Source organism: Micromonospora sp. ATCC 39149, from assembly GCF_000158815.1.
In the GTDB taxonomy this organism is placed as follows: Bacteria; Actinomycetota; Actinomycetes; order Mycobacteriales; family Micromonosporaceae; genus Micromonospora.
Map to the genome: position 1 here is coordinate 4,265,402 of NZ_GG657738.1, position 19,384 is coordinate 4,284,785.

The following is a 19,384-nucleotide window of genomic DNA, read 5'->3' on the forward strand; positions in this document are numbered from 1 at the left end:
CCTGGAATCCATGAGCGGAGCCGAGCGAATCGAGGCCGTGTTGTGACCGCCCCCGCCGCCTACCAGGTCTCCCACCTCGACGCTCTGGAGGCGGAGAGCATCTTCGTGATGCGTGAGGTGGTTGCGGAGATGGAGCGGCCGGTGCTGCTCTTCTCGGGTGGTAAGGACTCGATCGTGATGTTGCGGTTGGCGCAGAAGGCGTTCGCGCCGGCGAGTGTGCCGTTTCCGGTGATGCATGTTGATACGGGGCACAACTTTCCCGAGGTGTTGGAGTATCGGGATCGTCGGGTGTCGGAGTTGGGGTTGCAGTTGATCGTGGCGTCGGTGCCGGAGGCGTTGGCGCGGGGGTTGGTGCGGGAGTCCGGGGACGGGATGCGGAACCGGATCCAGACGCCGGTGTTGTTGGACGCGGTGGAGAAGCATCGGTTCGATGCGTTGTTCGGTGGGGCGCGGCGGGATGAGGAGAAGGCGCGGGCGAAGGAGCGGGTGTTCTCGTTCCGGGACGAGTTCGGGCAGTGGGATCCGAAGAACCAGCGTCCGGAGTTGTGGTCGTTGTACAACGGTCGGCATCATCCGGGGGAGTCGATCCGGGTGTTTCCGTTGTCGAACTGGACCGAGTTGGATGTGTGGCATTACATCGCGCGGGAGTCGATTCCGTTGCCGTCGATCTATTTCGCGCATGAGCGTGAGGTGGTGGAGCGGGACGGGATGTTGTATGCGGTGAACGAGTTTTTTGTGCCGCGGGCGGGTGAGGAGCCGTTCGTGGAGGTGGTGCGGTATCGGACGGTGGGGGACGCGTCGTGTACGGCGGCGGTGCGTTCGGATGCGGACACGGTGGTGGCGGTGATCGAGGAGGTGGCCGCGACGCGGGTGACGGAGCGGGGTGCGACTCGGGGTGATGATCGGGTCAGTGAGGCCGCGATGGAGGACCGCAAGCGGGAGGGGTACTTCTGATGGGTGTTGATGTGGCGCCGGTGGAGGTGGAGGCGCGGCCGATGGATTTGTTGCGGTTCGCGACGGCCGGGAGTGTGGACGACGGTAAGTCGACGTTGATCGGCCGCCTGTTGTATGACACGAAGTCGTTGTTCACCGATCAGTTGGCGGCGGTGGAGGCGGTGTCGGCGGCGCGGGGGGACGAGTACACGAACCTGGCGTTGTTGACCGATGGGTTGCGGGCGGAGCGGGAGCAGGGCATCACGATCGATGTGGCGTACCGGTACTTCGCGACGCCGCGGCGGAAGTTCATCATCGCGGACACTCCGGGGCATATTCAGTACACGCGGAACATGGTGACGGGTGCGTCGACGGCGGATCTGGCGTTGATCCTGGTGGACGCGCGTAAGGGTTTGGTGGAGCAGTCGCGGCGGCATGCGTTTCTGTGTTCGTTGTTGCGGGTGCCGCATCTGGTGTTGTGTGTGAACAAGATGGACTTGGTGGGGTATGACCGGGAGGTGTTCGAGGCGATCGCGGACGAGTTCACGGCGTTCGCGGCGAAGTTGGACGTGCCGGATCTGACGGTGGTGCCGGTGTCGGCGTTGCGGGGTGACAACATTGTGTCCCGTGCGGAGAGCATGCCGTGGTATGAGGGTCCGTCGTTGTTGCATCATCTGGAGCGGGTGCACATCGCGTCGGATCGGAATCTGCAGGATGTGCGGTTCCCGGTGCAGTATGTGATCCGGCCGCAGTCGACGGTGGTGACGGACTATCGGGGGTATGCCGGGCAGGTGGCCTCGGGGGTGCTCAAGGCCGGTGACGAGGTGATGGTGTTGCCGTCGGGGTTCACCTCGCGGATCGCGGCGGTGGAGACCGCTGACGGGCCGGTGGAGGAGGCGTTCCCGCCGATGTCGGTCACGGTTCGTCTGGAGGACGAGATCGACATCTCCCGGGGTGACATGATCTGCCGGCCGCACAACGCCCCGACGGTCGCGCAGGACATCGAGGCGATGGTCTGCTGGATGGACGAGACCCGCCCGTTGCAGGTCGGCGGCCGGTACGCGATCAAGCACACCACCCGTTCGGCGCGGGCGATCGTGCGGGGTCTGCACTACCGCCTCGACATCAACTCCCTGCACCGCGACGAAACCGCCACCGAACTCAACCTCAACGAGATCGGCCGGGTCCGCATCCGCACCACCATCCCGCTGCTGGCGGACGAGTACCGCCGCAACCGCACCACCGGCGGGTTCGTGATCATCGACGAGGCGACCAACCGCACCGTCGGCGCGGGCATGATCGTAGAGGCCGGCTGAGGGCCGACTCGCACCCTGCTGCGGCGGACGACCCGCCCCAGAGCTGTTGACAGGGGGCCCCTCTGCTGCGCGTTGTGCGCTGGCAAGGGGCCCCTGTCTACCAGCGGTGTGCGCTGGCAAGGGGCCCCTGTCTACAGGCGGTGTGCGCCGGGGGCCGGGGTGGCCAGGTGGAAGCCGGGGGCGCGGAAGCCACGCTCGGCGTACTCGGCCGCGACGGCGTCGGCCACCGTGTCGGCGCGGTCGGCGTCGACCAGGGCGAGGACGCAGCCGCCGAAGCCGCCGCCGGTCATCCGGGCCCCGTACGCCCCGGCTGCGAGGGCCGCCTCGACCGCCGTGTCGACCTCCGGCACGGTGATCTCGAAGTCGTCGCGCATCGAGGCGTGCGAGGCGGTCAGCAGCGGCCCGATGTCGCCGACCCGGCCGGCCCGTAGCAGCGCCACGGTGTCGAGCACCCGCTGGTCCTCGGTGACGACGTGCCGGACCCGGCGGCGGATCTCGTCGTCGTCGAGCCGGGCGAGGGCATCGTCGAGGTCGACGGCGGCCACGTCACGCAGGGCGGGCACCCCGAGCAGCCCGGCGGCCTTCTCGCAGGCGGTGCGGCGGGAGGCGTACTCGCCGTCGGCGTGCCGGTGCGGTGCCCGACTGTCGATCACCAGCATGGCCAACCCGGCGGCGGCCAGGTCGAACGGGATGTGCTCGACGGCCTCGGTGCGGCAGTCGAGGAAGAGGGCGTGGCCGGCGCGGCAGCGGATCACCGCGGACTGGTCCATGATCCCGGTGGGCGCGCCGACGTAGGCGTTCTCGGCACGCTGGGCGACCCGGGGCCGCGCCTCGGCCGGCAGGTCCAGCCCGCCGAGATCGACGAGGGCGGCGAGCACGGCGGCCTCCAGCGCGGCCGAGGAGGACAGCCCGGAGCCGAGTGGCACGTCGGAGGCGATGGCGAGCCGCGCGCCGGGCACGGCGTGGCCGGCCTCGCGTAGCGCCCACACCACCCCGGCGACGTACGCGGCCCAGCCGTCGACCCGGCCGGGGGCGGCCACCTCGTCGGCCCCGAACTCGACCACCGCGTCGGAGAGCTCCGACCAGACCGTCCAGCGGTCGCCGTCTTGGGGGGCGGCGGCGACGACGGTACGCAGCGGCAGCGCGAACGGCAGCACGAAGCCGTCGTTGTAGTCGGTGTGCTCGCCGATCAGGTTGACCCGGCCGGGTGCCGCCCAGCGGCCGGCGGCCGGTGCGCCGTACCGGTGGCGGAAGCCGGCGGCGGCGCGGTCGGCCACATCGCCGACCGGCGGCGGAGCGGCGGAGGCGGCCGGCGGGGGAGCGGCGGGGACGGGGAGTGCGGGGTCGGTCACGAACGCTCCAGGATGTGCGTGCGGTAGAAGGCCCAGGCGTCCCCGACCATGTCGTGCAGGGTCGGCTTCTCGGGCACCCAACCCAGCTCCTCGCGGGCCAGGGCGGAGGAGGCGACCAGTTCGGCCGGGTCGCCCTCGCGGCGGGGGGCCATCTCGACCGGCACCGGCCGGCCGGTGACCTCGCGGACCACGTCGACGACCTGTCGGTTGGTGAACCCGGTGCCGTTGCCCAGGTTGTAGATGCGGTGCCGGCTCGGCACGGCGGCGGTGAGGGCCAGCAGGTGGGCGCGGGCCAGGTCCTCGACGTGGATGTAGTCGCGCACGCAGGTGCCGTCGACGGTGGGGTAGTCGTCGCCGAAGAGCTGGAGCTTCTCCCGCCGGCCGGCGGCGACGTCGAGGGCGATCGGGATGAGGTGGCTCTCCGGGTCGTGCCGCTCGCCGATGGCGACGTCGCCGCTCAGGTACGCCCCGGCGACGTTGAAGTAGCGCAGCGACACGGCGGCCAGGTCGTGCCCGATGGCCTCCGAGGTGAGCGCCATGTCCACGGCCAGCTTGGTGGCCCCGTACGTGTTGGTGGGGGCCTTGACGGCGGTCTCCGGGATGGGCAACTCGGCCGGGTTGCCGTAGACGGCGGCGGTGGAGGAGAAGACCATCCGGGGCACCCGGGCGGCCCGGACGGCGTCGATCAGGGCGAGCGAGCCGACGGTGTTGTTGTGCCAGTACAGCTCCGGCTTGACCATGGACTCGCCGGCGGCGATGAGGGCGGCGAAGTGCAGCACCCCGTCGAAGCCCGCCCCGGGGGTGAGCACCTGGGCGGCGTCGTGGATCGGCGCGTCGACCCAGGTGGCGTCCGGGGCGAGTGCCGCACGGTGCCCGGTGCGCAGGTCGTCGAGGACGACCACCTCGTGGCCGGCGTCGAGCAGCATCCGGGTCACCACGCTGCCGATGTAGCCGGCGCCGCCGGTGACGAGCAGTTTCACGTAGGGTCCTCCTGCCTGGCCGCGCCTCGCCGCAGCCGTTCGCGCTCACCTTACGGCGGCCGGCCGTGGCGACGCTCCACGTCGCCTCCCCACTATTCCATCACAACCTTTCATGATTGAACAGATACGCACACGCGTGTTCGGGCGAACGGCTGTGCCGACCTCTGCTGACCCCTACGATGAATTGTCATGCGGGAAGCGGGTGGTCCCTGGCTCCGCCGGCGACCGGCGGGGCGGGCCCGCCGCGAACCCAGGCCCCTGGCCCGCGCCGTCGCCCGGCTGGTCGTCCGGGCCGCCGACGGCGCCACCCGGCTGGTCACCGACCTGCTCGGGGCCAGCCCGGCCGCCGGCCGGGAACGGATCAGCGAGGCCGAGCTGCGCGACCTGGTCGCCGCCAACACCGTCCTCGACGCCGACGAGCGGCGGATCATCGACGAGGTGCTGGTCGCCGGGGCGAGCCTGGTCCGCGAGGTGATGATGCCCCGCACCGAGGTGGTGTTCCTGTCGGTCGCGATGACCGTCGTCGAGGCGGAACGGCTGGTCCGGGCCGAGACGCACCGCCGGTACCCGGTCGTCGACGGCACCCACGACGACGTGGTCGGCTTCGTGCACCTGCGCGACGTGCTGCTGCGTCCCGACCTGGACCCGGGCACCACCGTGGGCGAGCTGACCCGGGAGGTCAAGCGGCTGCCCGGCAGCAAGCGGGTGCTGGCCGCGCTGACCGAGATGCGCCGCGAGGGGCACCACCTGGCGGTGGTGGTCGACGAGTACGGCGGCACCGCCGGCATCGTCACCTGCGAGGACCTGATCGAGGAGTTGGTCGGCGAGATCCACGACGAGCACGACGGCGACCCCGAGCCGGAGCCGGCCGGCCTGCCCGCCGTGGTCGACGGGCGGCTCAACCTCGCCGACTTCGCCGAGCGCACCGGGGTGCGGCTGGCCGCCGGCCCGTACGAGACGGCCAGCGGGTACGTGATGGCCGCGCTGGGCCGGCTGCCCGCGGTCGGGGACGAGGTGCCGGTGGCCCCGGCGGCGGCGGACGGCGGCGACCGGGACCCGGACGACCCGCCCGGCGGGTGGCTGCTGCGGGTGCTCGCGCTGGAGGGGCGCCGGGTGTCGCGGCTATCGGTCGCCGCGGTGCGCCTGCCCGAGCCGCGACGCGAGGTCACCGCCCCGCTATCGGCGGCGGAGAGCCGACCCGCCGGCCCGTCATGACGTACGCCGCAGGTTGCTGACAGAATTGCCCGCATGTCCGACGTACCCGCCCGCCCCCGCGTGTTCTCCGGAATCCAGCCGACGGCCGACTCGTTCCACCTCGGCAACTACCTGGGCGCGGTGCGGCACTGGGTGGCGTTGCAGGACACCCACGACGCGTTCTACTGCGTGGTCGACCTGCACGCCATCACGGCCGGGCATGACCCCAAGGTGCTGCGGCAGCGGACCCGGGTGGCCGCCGCGCAGCTCTTCGCCGTCGGGCTGGACCCGGAGCGCAGCACGCTGTTCGCCCAGTCGCAGGTGCCCGAGCACCCGCAGCTCGCCTGGGTGCTGGGCTGCATCACCGGCTTCGGCGAGGCCAGCCGGATGACCCAGTTCAAGGACAAGTCGCAGAAGCAGGGCAGTGACCGGTCCAGCGTCGGCCTGTTCACGTACCCGATCCTCCAGGCCGCCGACATCCTGCTCTACCAGGCGCACGCCGTCCCGGTCGGCGAGGACCAGCGCCAGCACCTGGAGCTCTCCCGCGACCTGGCCCATCGGTTCAACTCGCAGTTCGGCAAGACGTTCGTCGTTCCCGCGCCGCACATCGTCAAGGACACCGCGAAGATCACCGACCTACAGGAGCCGACGGCGAAGATGTCCAAGTCGTCGTCCTCACCGACCGGCATCATCGACCTGCTGGACGACCCGGCCCGCTCGGCCAAGAAGATCCGCTCGGCGGTCACCGACACCGGCCGGGAGATCGTCTTCGACACCGAGACCAAGCCGGGCGTGTCCAACCTGCTCACCATCTACTCCGCGCTGACCGGCCGGGGCATCGACGACCTGGTGGCCGCGTACGCGGGCCGGGGCTACGGCGACCTCAAGAAGGACCTGGGCGAGGTGGTCCGGGAGTTCGTCACGCCGATCCAGGAGCGCACCCGGCGTTACCTCGACGACCCGGCGCAGCTCGACAAGCTGCTCGCGGCCGGCGCGGAGAAGGCCCGCGCGGTCGCCTCGGTGACGCTGCACGAGGCGTACGAGCGGGTCGGGTTCCTTCCGCCGGTCCGCCTCGGATAGCAGCCCCGGCGCGACGGGTACGGGTGGGGACGGACGGGGCGGTGGCCGAAGGGGTGGCGCGGAGCGTGGATCGCAGGGACGGGGCGCCGCAGGCCGGCGACACCATCCAGATCGGGATCGCGGTGGACATCCCGGAGCCGTGGGGCGGGATGCTCACCCGGCGCCGGGTCGAGGCCGGCGACCCGTTGGTGGTGCCCGCGCACGTGACGCTGCTCGGGCCCACCGAGATCCCGGTTGCGGCGCTGCCGGCGGTCGAGCGGCACCTCGCCGTGGTGGCCGCCACGCACCTGCCGTTCACCCTGCACCTGCGGGGCACCGGCACGTTCCGCCCGGTGACCCAGGTGGTGTTCGTGGCGGTGGCCGCCGGGATCAGCGAGTGCGAGCTGCTCGCCGCGGCCATCAACGCGGCCCCCGAGCTGCACCGCGAGACCCGTTTCCCGTACCACCCGCACGTCACGGTGGCACAGGACGTCGCGCCGGAGGCGCTGGACCGGGCGTACGAGGACCTGGCGGACTTCTCGGCGATGTTCGAGGTGGACGCGTTCACCCTCTTCTCGCACAGCGGCCAGACCCGGTGGCAGCCGCGTCGCGACTTCCTTCTCGGTGTGTCCTGACCCGGCGGGGCGCTCCCGTGCCGGCGACGGATCGGCGAGGATGACGGCGTGGAGGTCTTCGGGCGGATCGAGGCCGGCGTCGACCGGCGGGTGAGCGCCGCGCGCCGCCGGTCGCGGACCTTCGACCACCTGTGGCGGGCCGGGAACCTGTACGCCGAGGTGCTCGGCGGGCGGCTGGCGGCGGCGATTGCGTACTACGGCTTCTTCGCGGTCTTCGCGCTCGCCCTGGTCGCGTACTCGATCTTCGGGGCGATCCTGGAGGACAACGACGAGGTCAGCAACGCGGCGGCGGGCTTCCTCAGGGAGAACCTGCCCTTCCTCGACCCGGAGCAGATCGCCCAGAGCAGCAACACGGTCGGGGTGGTGGGCCTGGTCATCCTGGTCTTCACCGGGATCGGCTGGGTGGAGGCGATCCGCTCGTCGCAGCGGCTGATGTACGGGCTCAACCAGCAGCCCGGCAACCTGGTGGTGCGGCGGCTGGTCGACCTGGGCGTGCTGGTGGGGGTGTTCGTCCTGCTCGGCCTGTCGGTGGCCGCCGTGGACGCGCTGGAGTCGCTGCTGCGTTTTCTGCTACGCAGCACCGGCTCGGTGGGGCTGACCGTGGTCAGCGCGGCGCTCAGCGTGCTGATCAACGCGGTGCTGGCCGCCGCCCTACTCGTCGCGGTGCCCCGGCTGCGGATGAGCCGCCGCCGGCTGCGCCCGGTGGTGTTCGCCGTCGCGGTGGGCATCACGCTGCTGAACACGGTCGGGCGGTTCTACGTGGTGCGCACCGAGCGGAATCCGGCGTACACGGTGGTGGCCGGCGCGGTCGGCCTGCTGCTCTACCTCTACCTGCTCAACCAGCTCGTCCTGTTCGGCGCGGCGCTCGCCGCGACCAGCCCGTACGGCCGGGTGGTGGACCTGGCCGAGGGGGCGGCCCCGGCCGCCGTCGACGCCACGACCGACGCCGACCCGGGCCCGGGCGCGCCCGGGGGAGCGGGTTGACCCCGGGGGCAGCCGGCCAATTCGGGCAAATGCCTCACGTGAACATGAGAACCGGCCATGATGGGCCCGTGGGCGCACTCGTGACGTTGGACCTGCCGGACGACTCGCCGATGCTCGGCCTGCCGTGGATCATCACGTTCGGCCCGCTCGACGACATCGACGAGTGGGAGCCGGTGGTCTGCGGACCGTACGAGCGACCGCACGCGCTGGCCCTCGCCGAGTCGGTGGTGGCCGAGGAGCAGTTCATGGCGGTGGTCGAGCCCCTGGTGCCCGCCCTGTCGCCCGACGAGATCCGTGGGGAGATCGCCGCCGCCCGGATCGCCGCCTCCGACGAGTCGGCCCGGATCGAGGCGTCCGACCTCTACGGCGACTTCGACGACGTCGTCGACGAGGAGTTGGAGGCCGCCGCCGAGGTGGACGAGCGGGCCGGCGCCCGCCCCGCGCCCGACGAGGCCGAGCTGCGGGCCGGTTTCGCCCGGATCGCCGAACTCCTCACCGAGAGGGGCCGGTGATCCGGGCTCGCCGGCTGGTCACCCCTGGTCGTCGGGGAGCCCGGGGTAGTCGGTGTAGCCCTTGTGGTCGCCGCCGTACGCCGTCGTGTAGTCGGGGGCGTTGAACGGGCCGCCCTCGGCCAGCCGCCGGGGCAGGTCCGGGTTGGCGAGGAAGAGCGCGCCGTACGAGATCAGGTCGGCGTCGCCGCCCTCGATCAGCTTCAGCGCCTCCGGCCCGGTCCAGCCGTCGGGGGTGTACGGGTTGAGGATCAGCACCCCGGACCACCGCCTGCGCAGCACGGGCGTGAACTCCGTGTCCGCCCCCTCGGCCACGTGCAGGTACGCCAGCCCGAGCGGGGCGAGTGCGTCGACCAGAGCCAGGTACGTCTCGCGGTGGCCATCCTCGACGATGTCGTTGAACGGGTTGGCCGGCGAGATCCGCAGCCCGACCCGGTCGGCGCCGATCGCCTCCGCCACGGCTGTGGCCACCTCGACGACGAGCCGGATGCGGCCTGCCACGTCGCCGCCGTACTCGTCGTCTCGGCGGTTGGCGTTGGTGGAGAGGAACTGGTGCAGCAGGTAGCCGTTGGCACCGTGCAGCTCCACCCCGTCGAAGCCGGCGTCGACGGCGTTGCGGGCCGCCGCCACGAAGTCCGCGATCGTTGCGCGGATGCCCTCGGCGTCCAACGGCTCGGGTGTGGGGTGCTCCTGCGGACCGGTGGGGGTGAAGATCGTCCCGGCCGCCGGCACGGCCGACGCGCCCACCGGGGCGAGCCCCGTGTTGTCCGGGTGGGCGATCCGCCCGACGTGCATGAGCTGCGCGAAGATCACGCCATTCCGCTCGTGCACCGCGTCGGTCACCCGCCGCCAGCCGGCGACCTGCTCGGCGCTGTGCAGGCCCGGGGTGGCGAGGTAGCCCTGGCCGATCGCCGAGGGTTGCACGCCCTCGGTGACGATCAGCCCGGCACCGGCGCGCTGGGCGTAGTAGGTGGCCATCAGCTCGGTCGGGCTGGCTCCCGGCCCGTGGGCCCGGCTGCGCGTCATGGGTGCCATGACGACCCGGTTGCGGAGGGTGTGACGACCTACGGTGACGTTGTCGAACGCGGTGCTCATTCTTCCGGCTCCTGTTCCTGCGATTGGTGCTACTGGATGCAGGAAGCCGTCGGGAACGCCGGAACTTCCCGGAGAAAGGGTGATCATCGACACTCCGTCGGCCATCCCACCCGGCTCAGCGCCGTTCGAACCACGCGGTGGCGTCGACCGACAGGACGTGCCCGACGCCCTGTCTGGTCAGCTCCGCGCTGGTCACGACCGGCTGGCCGTACCCGTCGATCAGGGCCGGGGCGTCGCTGAGGTTGACCACGCAGGTCAGCTCCGCGCCGCCGCCGGTGCGGCGGAACGCCAGCACGCCGGGGCCGGCCGTCTCCAGCCAGGTGACGCCGTCGGCGTCCCGGGCGAGCGCCGGGTGGGTGCGCCGGACCCGCAGGGCCGCGCGGTAGAGCTCCAGCGTCGAGCCGGGCGTGCCGGCCTGGGCGGCGACCGAGAGGGCGGCCCAGGTGGCGGGGGCCGGCAGCCAGCTCAGCTCGCTGCCGGCCGGCCCGAAGCCGTACGGGCCAGCTCGCCGCTCCACGGGATCGGCACCCGGCAGCCGTCCCGGCTCTCGCCGGTGCGCAGGAACGACGGGTCCTGGCGCAGCTCGTCCGGCAGGTCGAGCACCTCCGGCAGGCCCAGCTCCTCGCCCTGGTACAGGTATGCGCAGCCGGGCAGGGCGAGCATCAGCAGGCTGGCTGCCCGCGCCCGGCGCAGGCCGACCTCGCCGTCGCCGTACCGGGTGACGTGCCGCTGCTTGTCGTGGTTGGACAGCACCCAGGTGGTCGGCGCGCCGACGATGGTCGCCTCGGCCAGGGCGGTGTCGATCACCTTGCGGAACGAGTCGGCCGACCAGGTGGCGTCGAGGAAGTCGAAGCTGAACGCCTGGTGCAGCTCGTCCGGCCCGATGTAGCGGGCCAGCCGCTGCGGCGTCTCGGCCCACGCCTCGGCGACCGCCATCCGGCCGCCCGGGTAGCTGTCCAGGATCGGCCGCCAGGCCCGGTAGATCTCGTGCACCTCGTCCTGGTCGAAGTACGGCAGCCGGCCCTTGCCGAGCAGTTCCACCTGGCGCCGGCCGGTGGTCATGGTGCTGAAGCCGACGTCCGGCAGCCCCTCGGCCTTGATCATGCCGTGGGCCACGTCGATGCGGAACCCGTCGACGCCCCGGTCGAGCCAGAAGCGCAGGACGTCGGCGAACTCGGCGCGGACCTCGGGGTGGCGCCAGTTGAGGTCGGGCTGGGCCGGGTCGAACAGGTGCAGGTACCACTGGCCGTCGGGGACCCGGGTCCAGGCCGGCCCGCCGAAGATGCTCTCCCAGTCGTTCGGCGGGAGCTCGCCGTGCTCACCCCGGCCCTCGGCGAACAGGTAGCGGGCCCGCGCCGGGGAGTCGGGGGCGGCGGCGAGCGCGGCGACGAACCACGGGTGCGCGCTGGAGGTGTGGTTGGGCACGATGTCGACGATGATCCGCAGGCCGAGCGCGTGCGCGTCGGTGATCATGTGGTCGAAGTCGGCCAGGGTGCCGAACATCGGGTCGACATCGCGGTAGTCGGCCACGTCGTAGCCGCCGTCGACCATCGGCGAGGTGTAGAAGGGGGTCAGCCAGAGCGCGTCGACCCCGAGGTCGCGCAGGTACGGCAGCCGCTCGCGGATGCCCTGTAGGTCGCCGACGCCGTCACCGTCAGAGTCGGCGAAGCTGCGGACGTAGACCTGGTAGACGACCGCAGCGCGCCACCAGTCGTCGGAGGTCAGCGGCGTGGGGGTGCTGGCGCTCATCGTGGCGATCCCCGTTCTGTGGCGCGGGACGGCGTGGTGCGTGCGTGGCACGGCGGTGTGCCACGCGGGTGGTCAGAGCAGGATGCCGCCCGCCACTGCAAGAGTCAAGCAGGGTTTGCGCAAGAAATGACACCGGTCACCCGGCGCTTCCGGCCAGGGCGGAGGCCGGCTGTCGGGCGACGGCGGTGGAGCCGCGTACCACCAGCTCGGGTCGGAAGAGGTACTCCGAGTGCGGGGCGGCGTGCCCGTTGATCTCGTCGACCAGGGCCCGGACGGCGGCCACCGCCATGGCGACCACCGGCTGGCGCATGGTGGTCAGCGGCGGGTCGGTGAAGGCCATCAGCGGCGAGTCGTCGTACCCGACCACCGACAGGTCGCCGGGGACGGACAGGCCGCGCTGCCGGGCGGCCCGGATCGAGCCGAGGGCCATCAGGTCGGAGCCGCAGACGACGCCGGTCACCCCGCGCTCCAGCAGCCGCCCCGCGGCGGCCTCGCCGCCCTCCACGCCGAACAGGGTCAGCTCGGCCAGCCCGTCCAGCTCGGCCTCCGGCAGGCCCGCCAGGCGCTTCATGGCGGCCCGCCAGCCGGCCACCCGGCGCTGCACCGGGACGAACCGGTCCGGGCCGGTGATCAGCCCGATCCGTCGGTGCCCGAGGGCGACCAGGTGGGCGACGGCCAACTCGGTCGCCTCCCGGTCGTCGCAGGAGACGAAGGGTGCGGCGATCCCGGGGACGTACCCGTTGATCATGACGACGGGCAGCGGCCGGGCGATCAGGGCACGGTACCGGTCGTGGTTGGCGGCGGTGTCGGCGTGCAGGCCGGAGACGAAGACGATCCCGGAGACCTGGCGGTCGAGCAGCATCTCGACGTACTCGTCCTCGGTGACCCCGCCCGGGGTCTGGGTGCACAGCACCGGGGTGAACCCGCTCTGCGCCAGCGTCGACTCGATCACCTGGGCGAAGGCGGGGAAGATCGGGTTGTCCAGCTCCGGCACCACCAGGCCGACGAGGCCGGCGCTGCGTTTGCGCAGCCGGGCCGGGCGCTCGTAGCCGAGGACGTCGAGGGCGGTCAGGACGGCCTGCCGGGTCTCCGGGGCCACGCCGGGGCGGTCGTTGAGCACCCGCGACACCGTGGCCTCGCTGACTTCGGCCTGTTGGGCGATGTCGGACAGTCGAGCGCGCATGGCGGCACTTTAGCCCACCGGCAAGTTCTTGCGTACCTTTCTGCAATCCCTTCCATTATCTGCAACCTCTTGCTAACGTCCCCGCAAAATGCGAGAGCTGCGGCGCAGCACTCCGGCACCGGTTGGCAAGAACTTACAGAGGTTTCCACTGGCGGGCCGCCCTTCCCCGGCGGATCCACCATGACGACGGGAGTACCGATGCGCATCCGTACCGCGGGTGTGGTCGCCGTCCTCGGCCTGGCGCTGGCCGCCTCCGGCTGTGGTGGCAGCGACGACGACAGCAGCGCGCCGGCCACGAAGGAGTCCGCCGGAGCCGCCGGCGGGAAGCTGGTGATCTGGGCCGACGACAAGCGGACCGCCGCCCTGAAGCCGTTCGCCGAGACGTTCGGCCAGACCAACGGCGTGACCGTCGAGGTGCAGGCAGTCTCCAAGGACCTGCAGACCAACTTCGTCACCGCGTCGCAGCAGGGCAGCGGCCCGGACGTCGTGGTCGGCGCGCACGACTGGATCGGCAACCTGGTCCAGAACGGTGCCATCGACCCGGTGCAGCTCGCCGCCGACCAGAAGAGCGGCTTCAACGAGACCGCCGTCAAGGCCGTGACCTTCAACGGCCAGCTCTACGGCGTGCCGTACGCCATGGAGAACCTGGCGCTGATCCGCAACACCGAGCTGGCCCCCGAGGCCCCGAAGACGATCGAGGAGCTGGTCGCCACCGGCAAGAAGCTCAAGGCCGAGAAGAAGGCCAGCGAGATCCTCTGCCTCCAGTCCGGCCAGAACGGCGACGCGTACCACATCTACCCGCTGTACACCTCGGCCGGCGGCTACCTCTTCGGCACCGGCGCGAACGGCGACTACGACCCGAAGGACCTGGGCGTGGGCAAGCCGGAGTCGATCGCCGCGTTCCAGAGGATCGCGAAGCTCGGCGAGAAGGGCGAGGGCGCGCTCAAGCGCTCCATCACCCCCGAGAACGCGATCGCCACCTTCACCGGCAAGAAGTGCGCCTACCTGGTTTCCGGGCCGTGGGCCATCGCCGACGCCAAGAAGGCCAACATCTCGTACGACATCTCCCCGGTCCCCGGCTTCGCCGGCGGCAAGGAAGCCCAGCCGTTTGTGGGCGTCCAGGCGTTCTACGTGGCCGCCAAGGGCAAGAACAAGGCCCTGGCCCAGGAGTTCGTGGCGAACTACACCACCAAGCCGGACCTGGCCGTGGCCCTGTACAACGCCGAGCCGCGCCCGCCGGCGCTGACCGCCGCGCTCGACCAGGTCAAGGGCAGCGACCCGGACCTGGCCAAGTTCACCGAGGCCGGTAAGAACGGCCAGGTGCTTCCCGCGATCCCGGCCATGGCCGCGATCTGGGACCCGTTCGGCAAGGCCGAGGCCGCGATCATCGGCGGCGCCGACCCGGCCAAGACGATCACCGCAGCCGGCAAGACGATCTCCGGCCAGATCAAGTAATGAGCACGAAGCTGTCCGGCCCGAGGTCCACGCGGACCTCGGGCCGGGGGCCCGTCGGCTCCGGGCTCCCGCGCACCGTGCGGAGCCACGTGCCGATCACCGCGACCGGCCTCGTCGTCAAGGTGGTCCTGCTCGGCCTGGTGGCCGGGATCGCGATCTGGGCGGCCTTCCCGCTCGTCGAGGCCGGGAAGTGGGTCGGGCTGGCCCTGCTGGCGGCCACCACCGCCGGCCTGTTCTACCTGTACCTCACCCCCCGGCACATCCCCGCCAAGTACCTGTTGCCCGGCACGGTCTTCCTGATCGCCTTCCAGGTCTTCCCGGTCCTCTACACCGCCAGCACCGCCTTCACGAACTTCGGCGACGGCCACCGGGGCAGCAAGGACGACGCGATCGTCGCGATCCAGAGCTCCTCGGTGCAGCAGGTCCCCGGCTCCACCGAGTACACCCTGTCGGTCGCCAGCGAGGGGGACCCGGTCACCGGCCCGCTGGTCTTCCTGGTCACCGACCCGGCCACCGGCGCGGTCTCCGCAGGCGACGCCGGCGGGCTGCGCCGGCTCGACGCCGCCGACGTCACCGTCGCCCCGGGCGGCAAGGTCACCGCCGCCGACGGCTACACGGTGCTCACCTTCGGCCAGGCCAGCACCCGCAGCCAGGAGATCACCGACCTGGTGGTGCCGACCGCCGGCGGCGCGCTGCGCTCCTCCGGCCTGTCCCGCGCCTACGAGGGCAGGGCGATCCGGGCGTACGACGCGGGGTGCGACTGCATCACCGACCGCGAGAGCGGCAGGACCTGGACGGCCGACGAGAAGGCCGGATCGTTCGTCGCCGCCGACGGCGAGCGCCTCGCCCAGGGCTGGAAGGTCAACGTCGGGGGAGAGAACTTCTCCCGGGTGCTCACCGACCCGAACATCTCCGGGCCGTTCTTCGGCACCCTGCTGTGGAACTTCGCCTTCGCGACCGGCTCGACCGGACTCACCTTCCTGCTCGGCATGGCCATCGCGCTGGCCCTGCACTCGCCCCGGATGCGCGGCACCAATCTCTACCGGGTGCTGCTGATCCTGCCGTACGCCATGCCGTCGTTTGCGATGCTGCTGGTCTGGCGGGACATGTTCAACACCGACTTCGGGCTGATCAACAACCTGTTCGGGCTCGGCGTCGACTGGTTCGGCCAGGACTGGTCGGCGCGGGCGACGGTGCTGCTGGTGCAGCTCTGGCTGGGCTACCCGTACATGTTCCTGGTCGCCACCGGCGCACTCCAGGCCATCCCCCGGGAGCTGACCGAGGCCACCTCGGTCGACGGCGCCTCGCCCTGGCAGTCGTTCCGCGCGGTCACCCTGCCGCTGCTGCTGGTGGCGCTCGCCCCGCTGCTGATCGCGTCGTTCGCGTACAACTTCAACAACATCAACGCGATCTGGCTGACCACCGAGGGCGGCCCGTTCCCGGCGGACAACCCGCGCAACGGGGCGACCGACCTGCTGATCACCTACACGTACCGGCTGGCCTTCGGCGCGCAGGGCGCGGAGTTCGGCACGGCGGCGGCGGTTTCGATCTTCATCTTCGCGATCGTGGCGACGGTGTCGGCGATCAGCTTCCGCAGCACCCGCAAGCAGGAGGAGGTCTACTCGTGACCACCCACGCGGACGCCCCGGCGGTCAACCGCAACGCCACCGGCCGGCGACGCCACCGCTGGCTGGCCCAGGTCGGCTGGCGGCACGTGGTCGGGGCGCTGGCCGTGGCGTTCAGCCTCTTCCCGATCCTGTTCGTGCTCTCGGCGGCGCTCAACCCGCTGGGCACCCTGTCGTCGACCGCCCTCGTGCCGACCGGCGGGGTGTCGTTCGAGAACTTCGCCAACCTGTTCGAGGACACGGCGTTCGGGCGCTGGTTCGTCAACTCGCTGCTGATCGCCGGGCTGGCCAGCCTCGTGTCGATCTTCCTGTCCTCGCTGGCGGCGTACGCGTTCTCCCGGATGCGCTTCGCCGGCCGCCGGGTCGGCCTGCTCACCCTGCTGCTGATCCAGATGTTTCCGCAGTTCCTGGCGATCGTGGCGATCTTCCTGATCTTCACCACGGTCACCGACCTGTGGCCGGCGATCGGCTTCAACACCCCGTGGGGCCTGTTCCTGCTCTACATGGGCGGCGCGCTCGGCGTGAACACCTGGCTGATGAAGGGCTTCTTCGACACCCTTCCCCGGGAACTGGACGAGTCCGCCACGATGGACGGCGCGTCGCACGCCCAGGTCTTCCTCCGGATCATGCTGCCGCTGGTGGCGCCGATCCTCGCGGTGACCGCCCTGCTGTCGTTCATCGGCACGATCAACGAGTTCATGATCGCCAACGTCTTCCTCACCAACACCGAGTCGAAGACCCTCGCGGTCGGCATGTTCGGCCTGGTGGCCGGCGAGCGCAACAACAACTTCGGGATGTTCGCGGCGGGCACCCTGCTCACCGCGATCCCCACCGTGCTGGTCTTCCAACTCCTCCAGCGGTACATCGTCTCCGGCCTCACCGCCGGAGCCGTCAAGGGCTGAGCCTCCCCGGCTCCGAGGTGAACCAATGCATCTGCGACCGCACCACGACGGCTCCGCCACCTACGTCCCCGAGCAGGAGCCCACGCTCGGGCAGACCGTCCCGGTCTTCGTCCGGGTCCCCGCCGCGACCGACGTGCGCACCGTGCACGTGCGCAGCACGCCCGACGGCGAGCCGCGCTTCGTCGAGGCCGTCGTCGACCGCCGCACCGGCTCGGACGTCTGGTGGCGTGCCGACGTGGAGGTGCGCAACCCGGTGAGCAACTACCGGTTCATGCTCACCGGCTCGGACGGTGGCTATCGGTGGCTCACCGCCGCCGGGGTCGCCGACCACGACGTGCCCGACAACGGCGACTTCAAGCTGGTCAGCCACGCCCCGCCGCCGGCCTGGGCCCGGGACGCGGTGATCTACCAGATCTTCCCCGACCGGTTCGCCCGCTCCGCCGCCGCCGACGGCCGGGCCGCCCCGGACTGGGCCATCCCCTGCGACTGGGACACCCCCGTGATCGGGCGCGGACCGCAGGCCCCACGGCAGTTCTACGGCGGGGACCTCGACGGCATCGCCGAGCGGCTGGACCACCTGGAGCGGCTCGGCGTCAACACCGTCTACCTGACCCCGATCTTCCCGGCCCGCTCCAACCACCGCTACGACGCGGCGAGCTTCGACACGGTCGACCCGCTGCTCGGCGGGGGCGCCGCGCTCGCCCGGCTCGCCGAGGCGGTCCACGCCCGCCGCTGGCGGCTGCTCGGCGACATCACCAGCAACCACACCGGCGACGCCCACCACTGGTTCACCGCCGCCGCCTCCGACGTGACCGCCCCCGAGCGGGAGCTGTACTACTTCGACCTGGCCGGCGGGGACTTCGAGTCCTGGAACGGGGTCAAGTCGCTGCCGAAGCTCAACTGGGGCAGCGCCGAGCTGCGCCGCCGCTTCGCCACCGCCGCCGACTCGCTGCTGCGCCGCTGGCTGCGCCCGCCGTACTCGCTCGACGGGTGGCGGGTGGACGTGGCGAACATGACCGGCCGGCGGGGCGCGGACGCGTACACCCACGAGGTGGCGCGGCTGCTGCGCGAGGTGGTGGCGCAGACCCGAACCGACGGGCTGCTGCTCGCCGAACACGGTCACGACCACACCGGCGACCTGGACCGCGACGGCTGGCACGGCACGATGAACTACGTCGGCTTCACCGACCCGGTCTGGTCCTGGCTGCGCCACGACTCCCGGCCGCGTGACGACTCCCGGCCGCGCCACGGCGACGAGCCCGTGCCGAACTTCCTCGGCACCCCCGGCGGGGTGCGGCGGCGCGACGCCCAGACGGTGCTGGCCACCATGAACACCTACCGGTCGCTGATCTCCTGGCGGTCGTACGTGCACTCGTGGCAGCTCCTCGGCTCGCACGACTCGGCCCGGATCCGCACCGTGGTCGGCGACGCCGCCCGGCAGGAGGTGGCCGCCGGCCTGCTCGCCACCATGCCGGGCACTCCGGTGATCTTCGCCGGGGACGAGCTGGGGCTGACTGGGACGAGCGGGGAGGACTCGCGAACCCCGATGCCGTGGCACCGGCCGCAGGGCTGGGACACCGGCACGTTCGCCGCGTACCGAGCGTTGATCGCGCTGCGCCGCGCCGAGCCTGCGCTGCGCCACGGCGGCCTGCGCTGGGTGCACGTCGACGCGGACACGCTGGTCTTCCTCCGCGAGACGCCGACCGGCGGCGTGCTGGTGCTGGCCCGGCGGGCGGCCGGCCTCCCCGTCCGGCTCGCCGGCCTGCCGGCGGGGGAGAACGCCTACGGCGGGGCGCCCGCGCTGCGCCCGGACGCCGACGGCACGGTGACCCTGCCGGCCGACGGCCCCACCTTCCAACTCTGGCGCTTCTAGCGCAAGGAAGGGCCCTCTACTAACGCCTGCGGTAGAGAAGGGGACCCCTCTCACGGGCGGGAAGGGGCCCCTGCGGCGAGCCCCCTACTACAAAACGTCGTTGATAGGAGAGGATGGTCGGGTGGAAGCTCTTCGCCTCGTACTTCTCTATGTCCATCTGATCGGGTTCGCGCTGCTGCTCGGCGGCGCGATCACCCAGTACGTCGCGGGTCGGCTGCAGATCAGCCCCGCCATGCTCTGGGGGTCGGTCATCGGCCTGCTGACCGGAATCGGGCTGTCCGCCCCGCTGCGCGACGGCGACGAACCAGCCCCCGCCAAACTTGTTACCAAGTTGGTGCTCGCGCTGCTGATCTTTGTCATGGTCTTCTTCTCCCGTAAGCGGGCGTCGGTCAACCGTGGCCACTTCCTCGCGATCGTCGGTTTGACCCTGGTCAACGCCGCAGTGGCGGTCTTCTGGCGGTAACGTCCTGACCAGGGGAGAGGCGCGGGAACCGGATGTTCGTGACGCCAGGCCGGTCCACTACCGGCACGAGAGGTGAT

At 71.5% G+C, this 19,384-nt stretch carries 16 protein-coding genes and 1 pseudogene; 12 read left to right on the forward strand and 5 right to left on the reverse strand.

All coding sequences use genetic code 11. From position 1 onward, the window contains the following. Positions 1–42 precede the first annotated feature (42 nt). Together cysD and MCAG_RS18455 are read left to right on the forward strand one after the other, a co-directional pair. Positions 43–954 carry a sulfate adenylyltransferase subunit CysD gene (gene cysD / locus MCAG_RS18450; protein WP_036374104.1) on the forward strand — a complete coding sequence of 304 codons (912 nt, stop codon included), beginning with the start codon at positions 43–45 and terminating at the stop codon, positions 952–954. Then, entirely contained in the window at positions 954–2,249 is a 1,296-nt protein-coding gene (locus MCAG_RS18455) for a sulfate adenylyltransferase subunit 1 (protein WP_007074496.1), read from the forward strand. The genes cysD and MCAG_RS18455 overlap by 1 nt, the downstream gene beginning before the upstream one ends. A 131-nt stretch (positions 2,250–2,380) precedes the next feature. On the opposite strand, the gene galK is transcribed toward MCAG_RS18455, so the two are convergent. Together galK and galE are read right to left on the reverse strand one after the other, a co-directional pair. Then, positions 2,381–3,526: a galactokinase gene (galK, locus tag MCAG_RS18460; protein ID WP_036374107.1), complete on the reverse strand. Its 1,146-nt coding sequence runs from the start codon at positions 3,524–3,526 to the stop codon at positions 2,381–2,383. A gap of 71 nt (positions 3,527–3,597) precedes the next feature. Further along, positions 3,598–4,581, reverse strand: coding sequence for a UDP-glucose 4-epimerase GalE (galE, locus tag MCAG_RS18465; protein WP_007074498.1), 984 nt, complete (start codon positions 4,579–4,581; stop codon positions 3,598–3,600). A gap of 189 nt (positions 4,582–4,770) precedes the next feature. Between galE and MCAG_RS18470 the strand changes: the two genes are divergently transcribed. The 5 genes from MCAG_RS18470 (at position 4,771) to MCAG_RS18490 (ending at position 8,965) form a co-directional block, all read left to right on the forward strand. After that, positions 4,771–5,796 (forward strand): hemolysin family protein, encoded by a 1,026-nt coding sequence (locus MCAG_RS18470; protein WP_007074499.1) that lies wholly within the window; start codon positions 4,771–4,773, stop codon positions 5,794–5,796. 33 nt (positions 5,797–5,829) lie between these two features. After that, entirely contained in the window at positions 5,830–6,855 is a 1,026-nt protein-coding gene (trpS, locus tag MCAG_RS18475) for a tryptophan--tRNA ligase (RefSeq protein ID WP_007074500.1), read from the forward strand. A gap of 23 nt (positions 6,856–6,878) precedes the next feature. After that, positions 6,879–7,469, forward strand: a complete 591-nt coding sequence (locus tag MCAG_RS18480) for a 2'-5' RNA ligase family protein (protein WP_007074501.1) — start codon at positions 6,879–6,881, stop codon at positions 7,467–7,469. A 48-nt stretch (positions 7,470–7,517) separates the two neighbouring features. Then, a complete protein-coding gene (locus MCAG_RS18485) occupies positions 7,518–8,453 on the forward strand; it encodes a YhjD/YihY/BrkB family envelope integrity protein (protein ID WP_036374110.1) in 936 nt (311 codons plus the stop codon). Between the two features lie 68 nt (positions 8,454–8,521). After that, positions 8,522–8,965 (forward strand): hypothetical protein, encoded by a 444-nt coding sequence (locus MCAG_RS18490; RefSeq protein ID WP_036374113.1) that lies wholly within the window; start codon positions 8,522–8,524, stop codon positions 8,963–8,965. Positions 8,966–8,983: 18 nt separating this feature from the next. On the opposite strand, the gene MCAG_RS18495 is transcribed toward MCAG_RS18490, so the two are convergent. The 3 genes and pseudogenes from MCAG_RS18495 to MCAG_RS18505 all read right to left on the reverse strand — a co-directional run bounded on the left by MCAG_RS18495 (position 8,984) and on the right by MCAG_RS18505 (position 12,989). Beyond that, the gene (locus tag MCAG_RS18495) at positions 8,984–10,057 is read right to left on the reverse strand and encodes an alkene reductase (protein WP_036374115.1); all 1,074 of its coding nucleotides are present in this window, start codon (positions 10,055–10,057) and stop codon (positions 8,984–8,986) included. Positions 10,058–10,172: 115 nt separating this feature from the next. Further along, positions 10,173–11,806 (reverse strand): annotated as a pseudogene (locus MCAG_RS18500) (glycoside hydrolase family 13 protein). A 136-nt stretch (positions 11,807–11,942) separates the two neighbouring features. Further along, complete coding sequence (locus tag MCAG_RS18505) at positions 11,943–12,989, reverse strand: LacI family DNA-binding transcriptional regulator (protein ID WP_007074506.1); 1,047 nt, start codon at positions 12,987–12,989, stop codon at positions 11,943–11,945. A 198-nt stretch (positions 12,990–13,187) separates the two neighbouring features. On the opposite strand from MCAG_RS18505, the gene MCAG_RS18510 reads away from it, so the two are divergent. The 5 genes from MCAG_RS18510 to MCAG_RS18530 all read left to right on the forward strand — a co-directional run bounded on the left by MCAG_RS18510 (position 13,188) and on the right by MCAG_RS18530 (position 19,307). Further along, complete coding sequence (locus MCAG_RS18510) at positions 13,188–14,444, forward strand: maltose ABC transporter substrate-binding protein (protein WP_007074507.1); 1,257 nt, start codon at positions 13,188–13,190, stop codon at positions 14,442–14,444. Beyond that, positions 14,444–16,072 carry an ABC transporter permease subunit gene (locus MCAG_RS18515; RefSeq protein WP_036374118.1) on the forward strand — a complete coding sequence of 543 codons (1,629 nt, stop codon included), beginning with the start codon at positions 14,444–14,446 and terminating at the stop codon, positions 16,070–16,072. Before MCAG_RS18510 ends, MCAG_RS18515 begins: the two co-directional genes overlap by 1 nt. Further along, positions 16,069–16,971 (forward strand): sugar ABC transporter permease, encoded by a 903-nt coding sequence (locus tag MCAG_RS18520; protein ID WP_007074509.1) that lies wholly within the window; start codon positions 16,069–16,071, stop codon positions 16,969–16,971. Before MCAG_RS18515 ends, MCAG_RS18520 begins: the two co-directional genes overlap by 4 nt. A 25-nt stretch (positions 16,972–16,996) precedes the next feature. Further along, positions 16,997–18,844: a glycoside hydrolase family 13 protein gene (locus MCAG_RS18525; protein ID WP_007074510.1), complete on the forward strand. Its 1,848-nt coding sequence runs from the start codon at positions 16,997–16,999 to the stop codon at positions 18,842–18,844. A 121-nt stretch (positions 18,845–18,965) separates the two neighbouring features. Continuing rightward, positions 18,966–19,307 (forward strand): hypothetical protein, encoded by a 342-nt coding sequence (locus MCAG_RS18530; RefSeq protein ID WP_007074511.1) that lies wholly within the window; start codon positions 18,966–18,968, stop codon positions 19,305–19,307. The last annotated feature ends 77 nt before the right edge of the window (positions 19,308–19,384 follow it).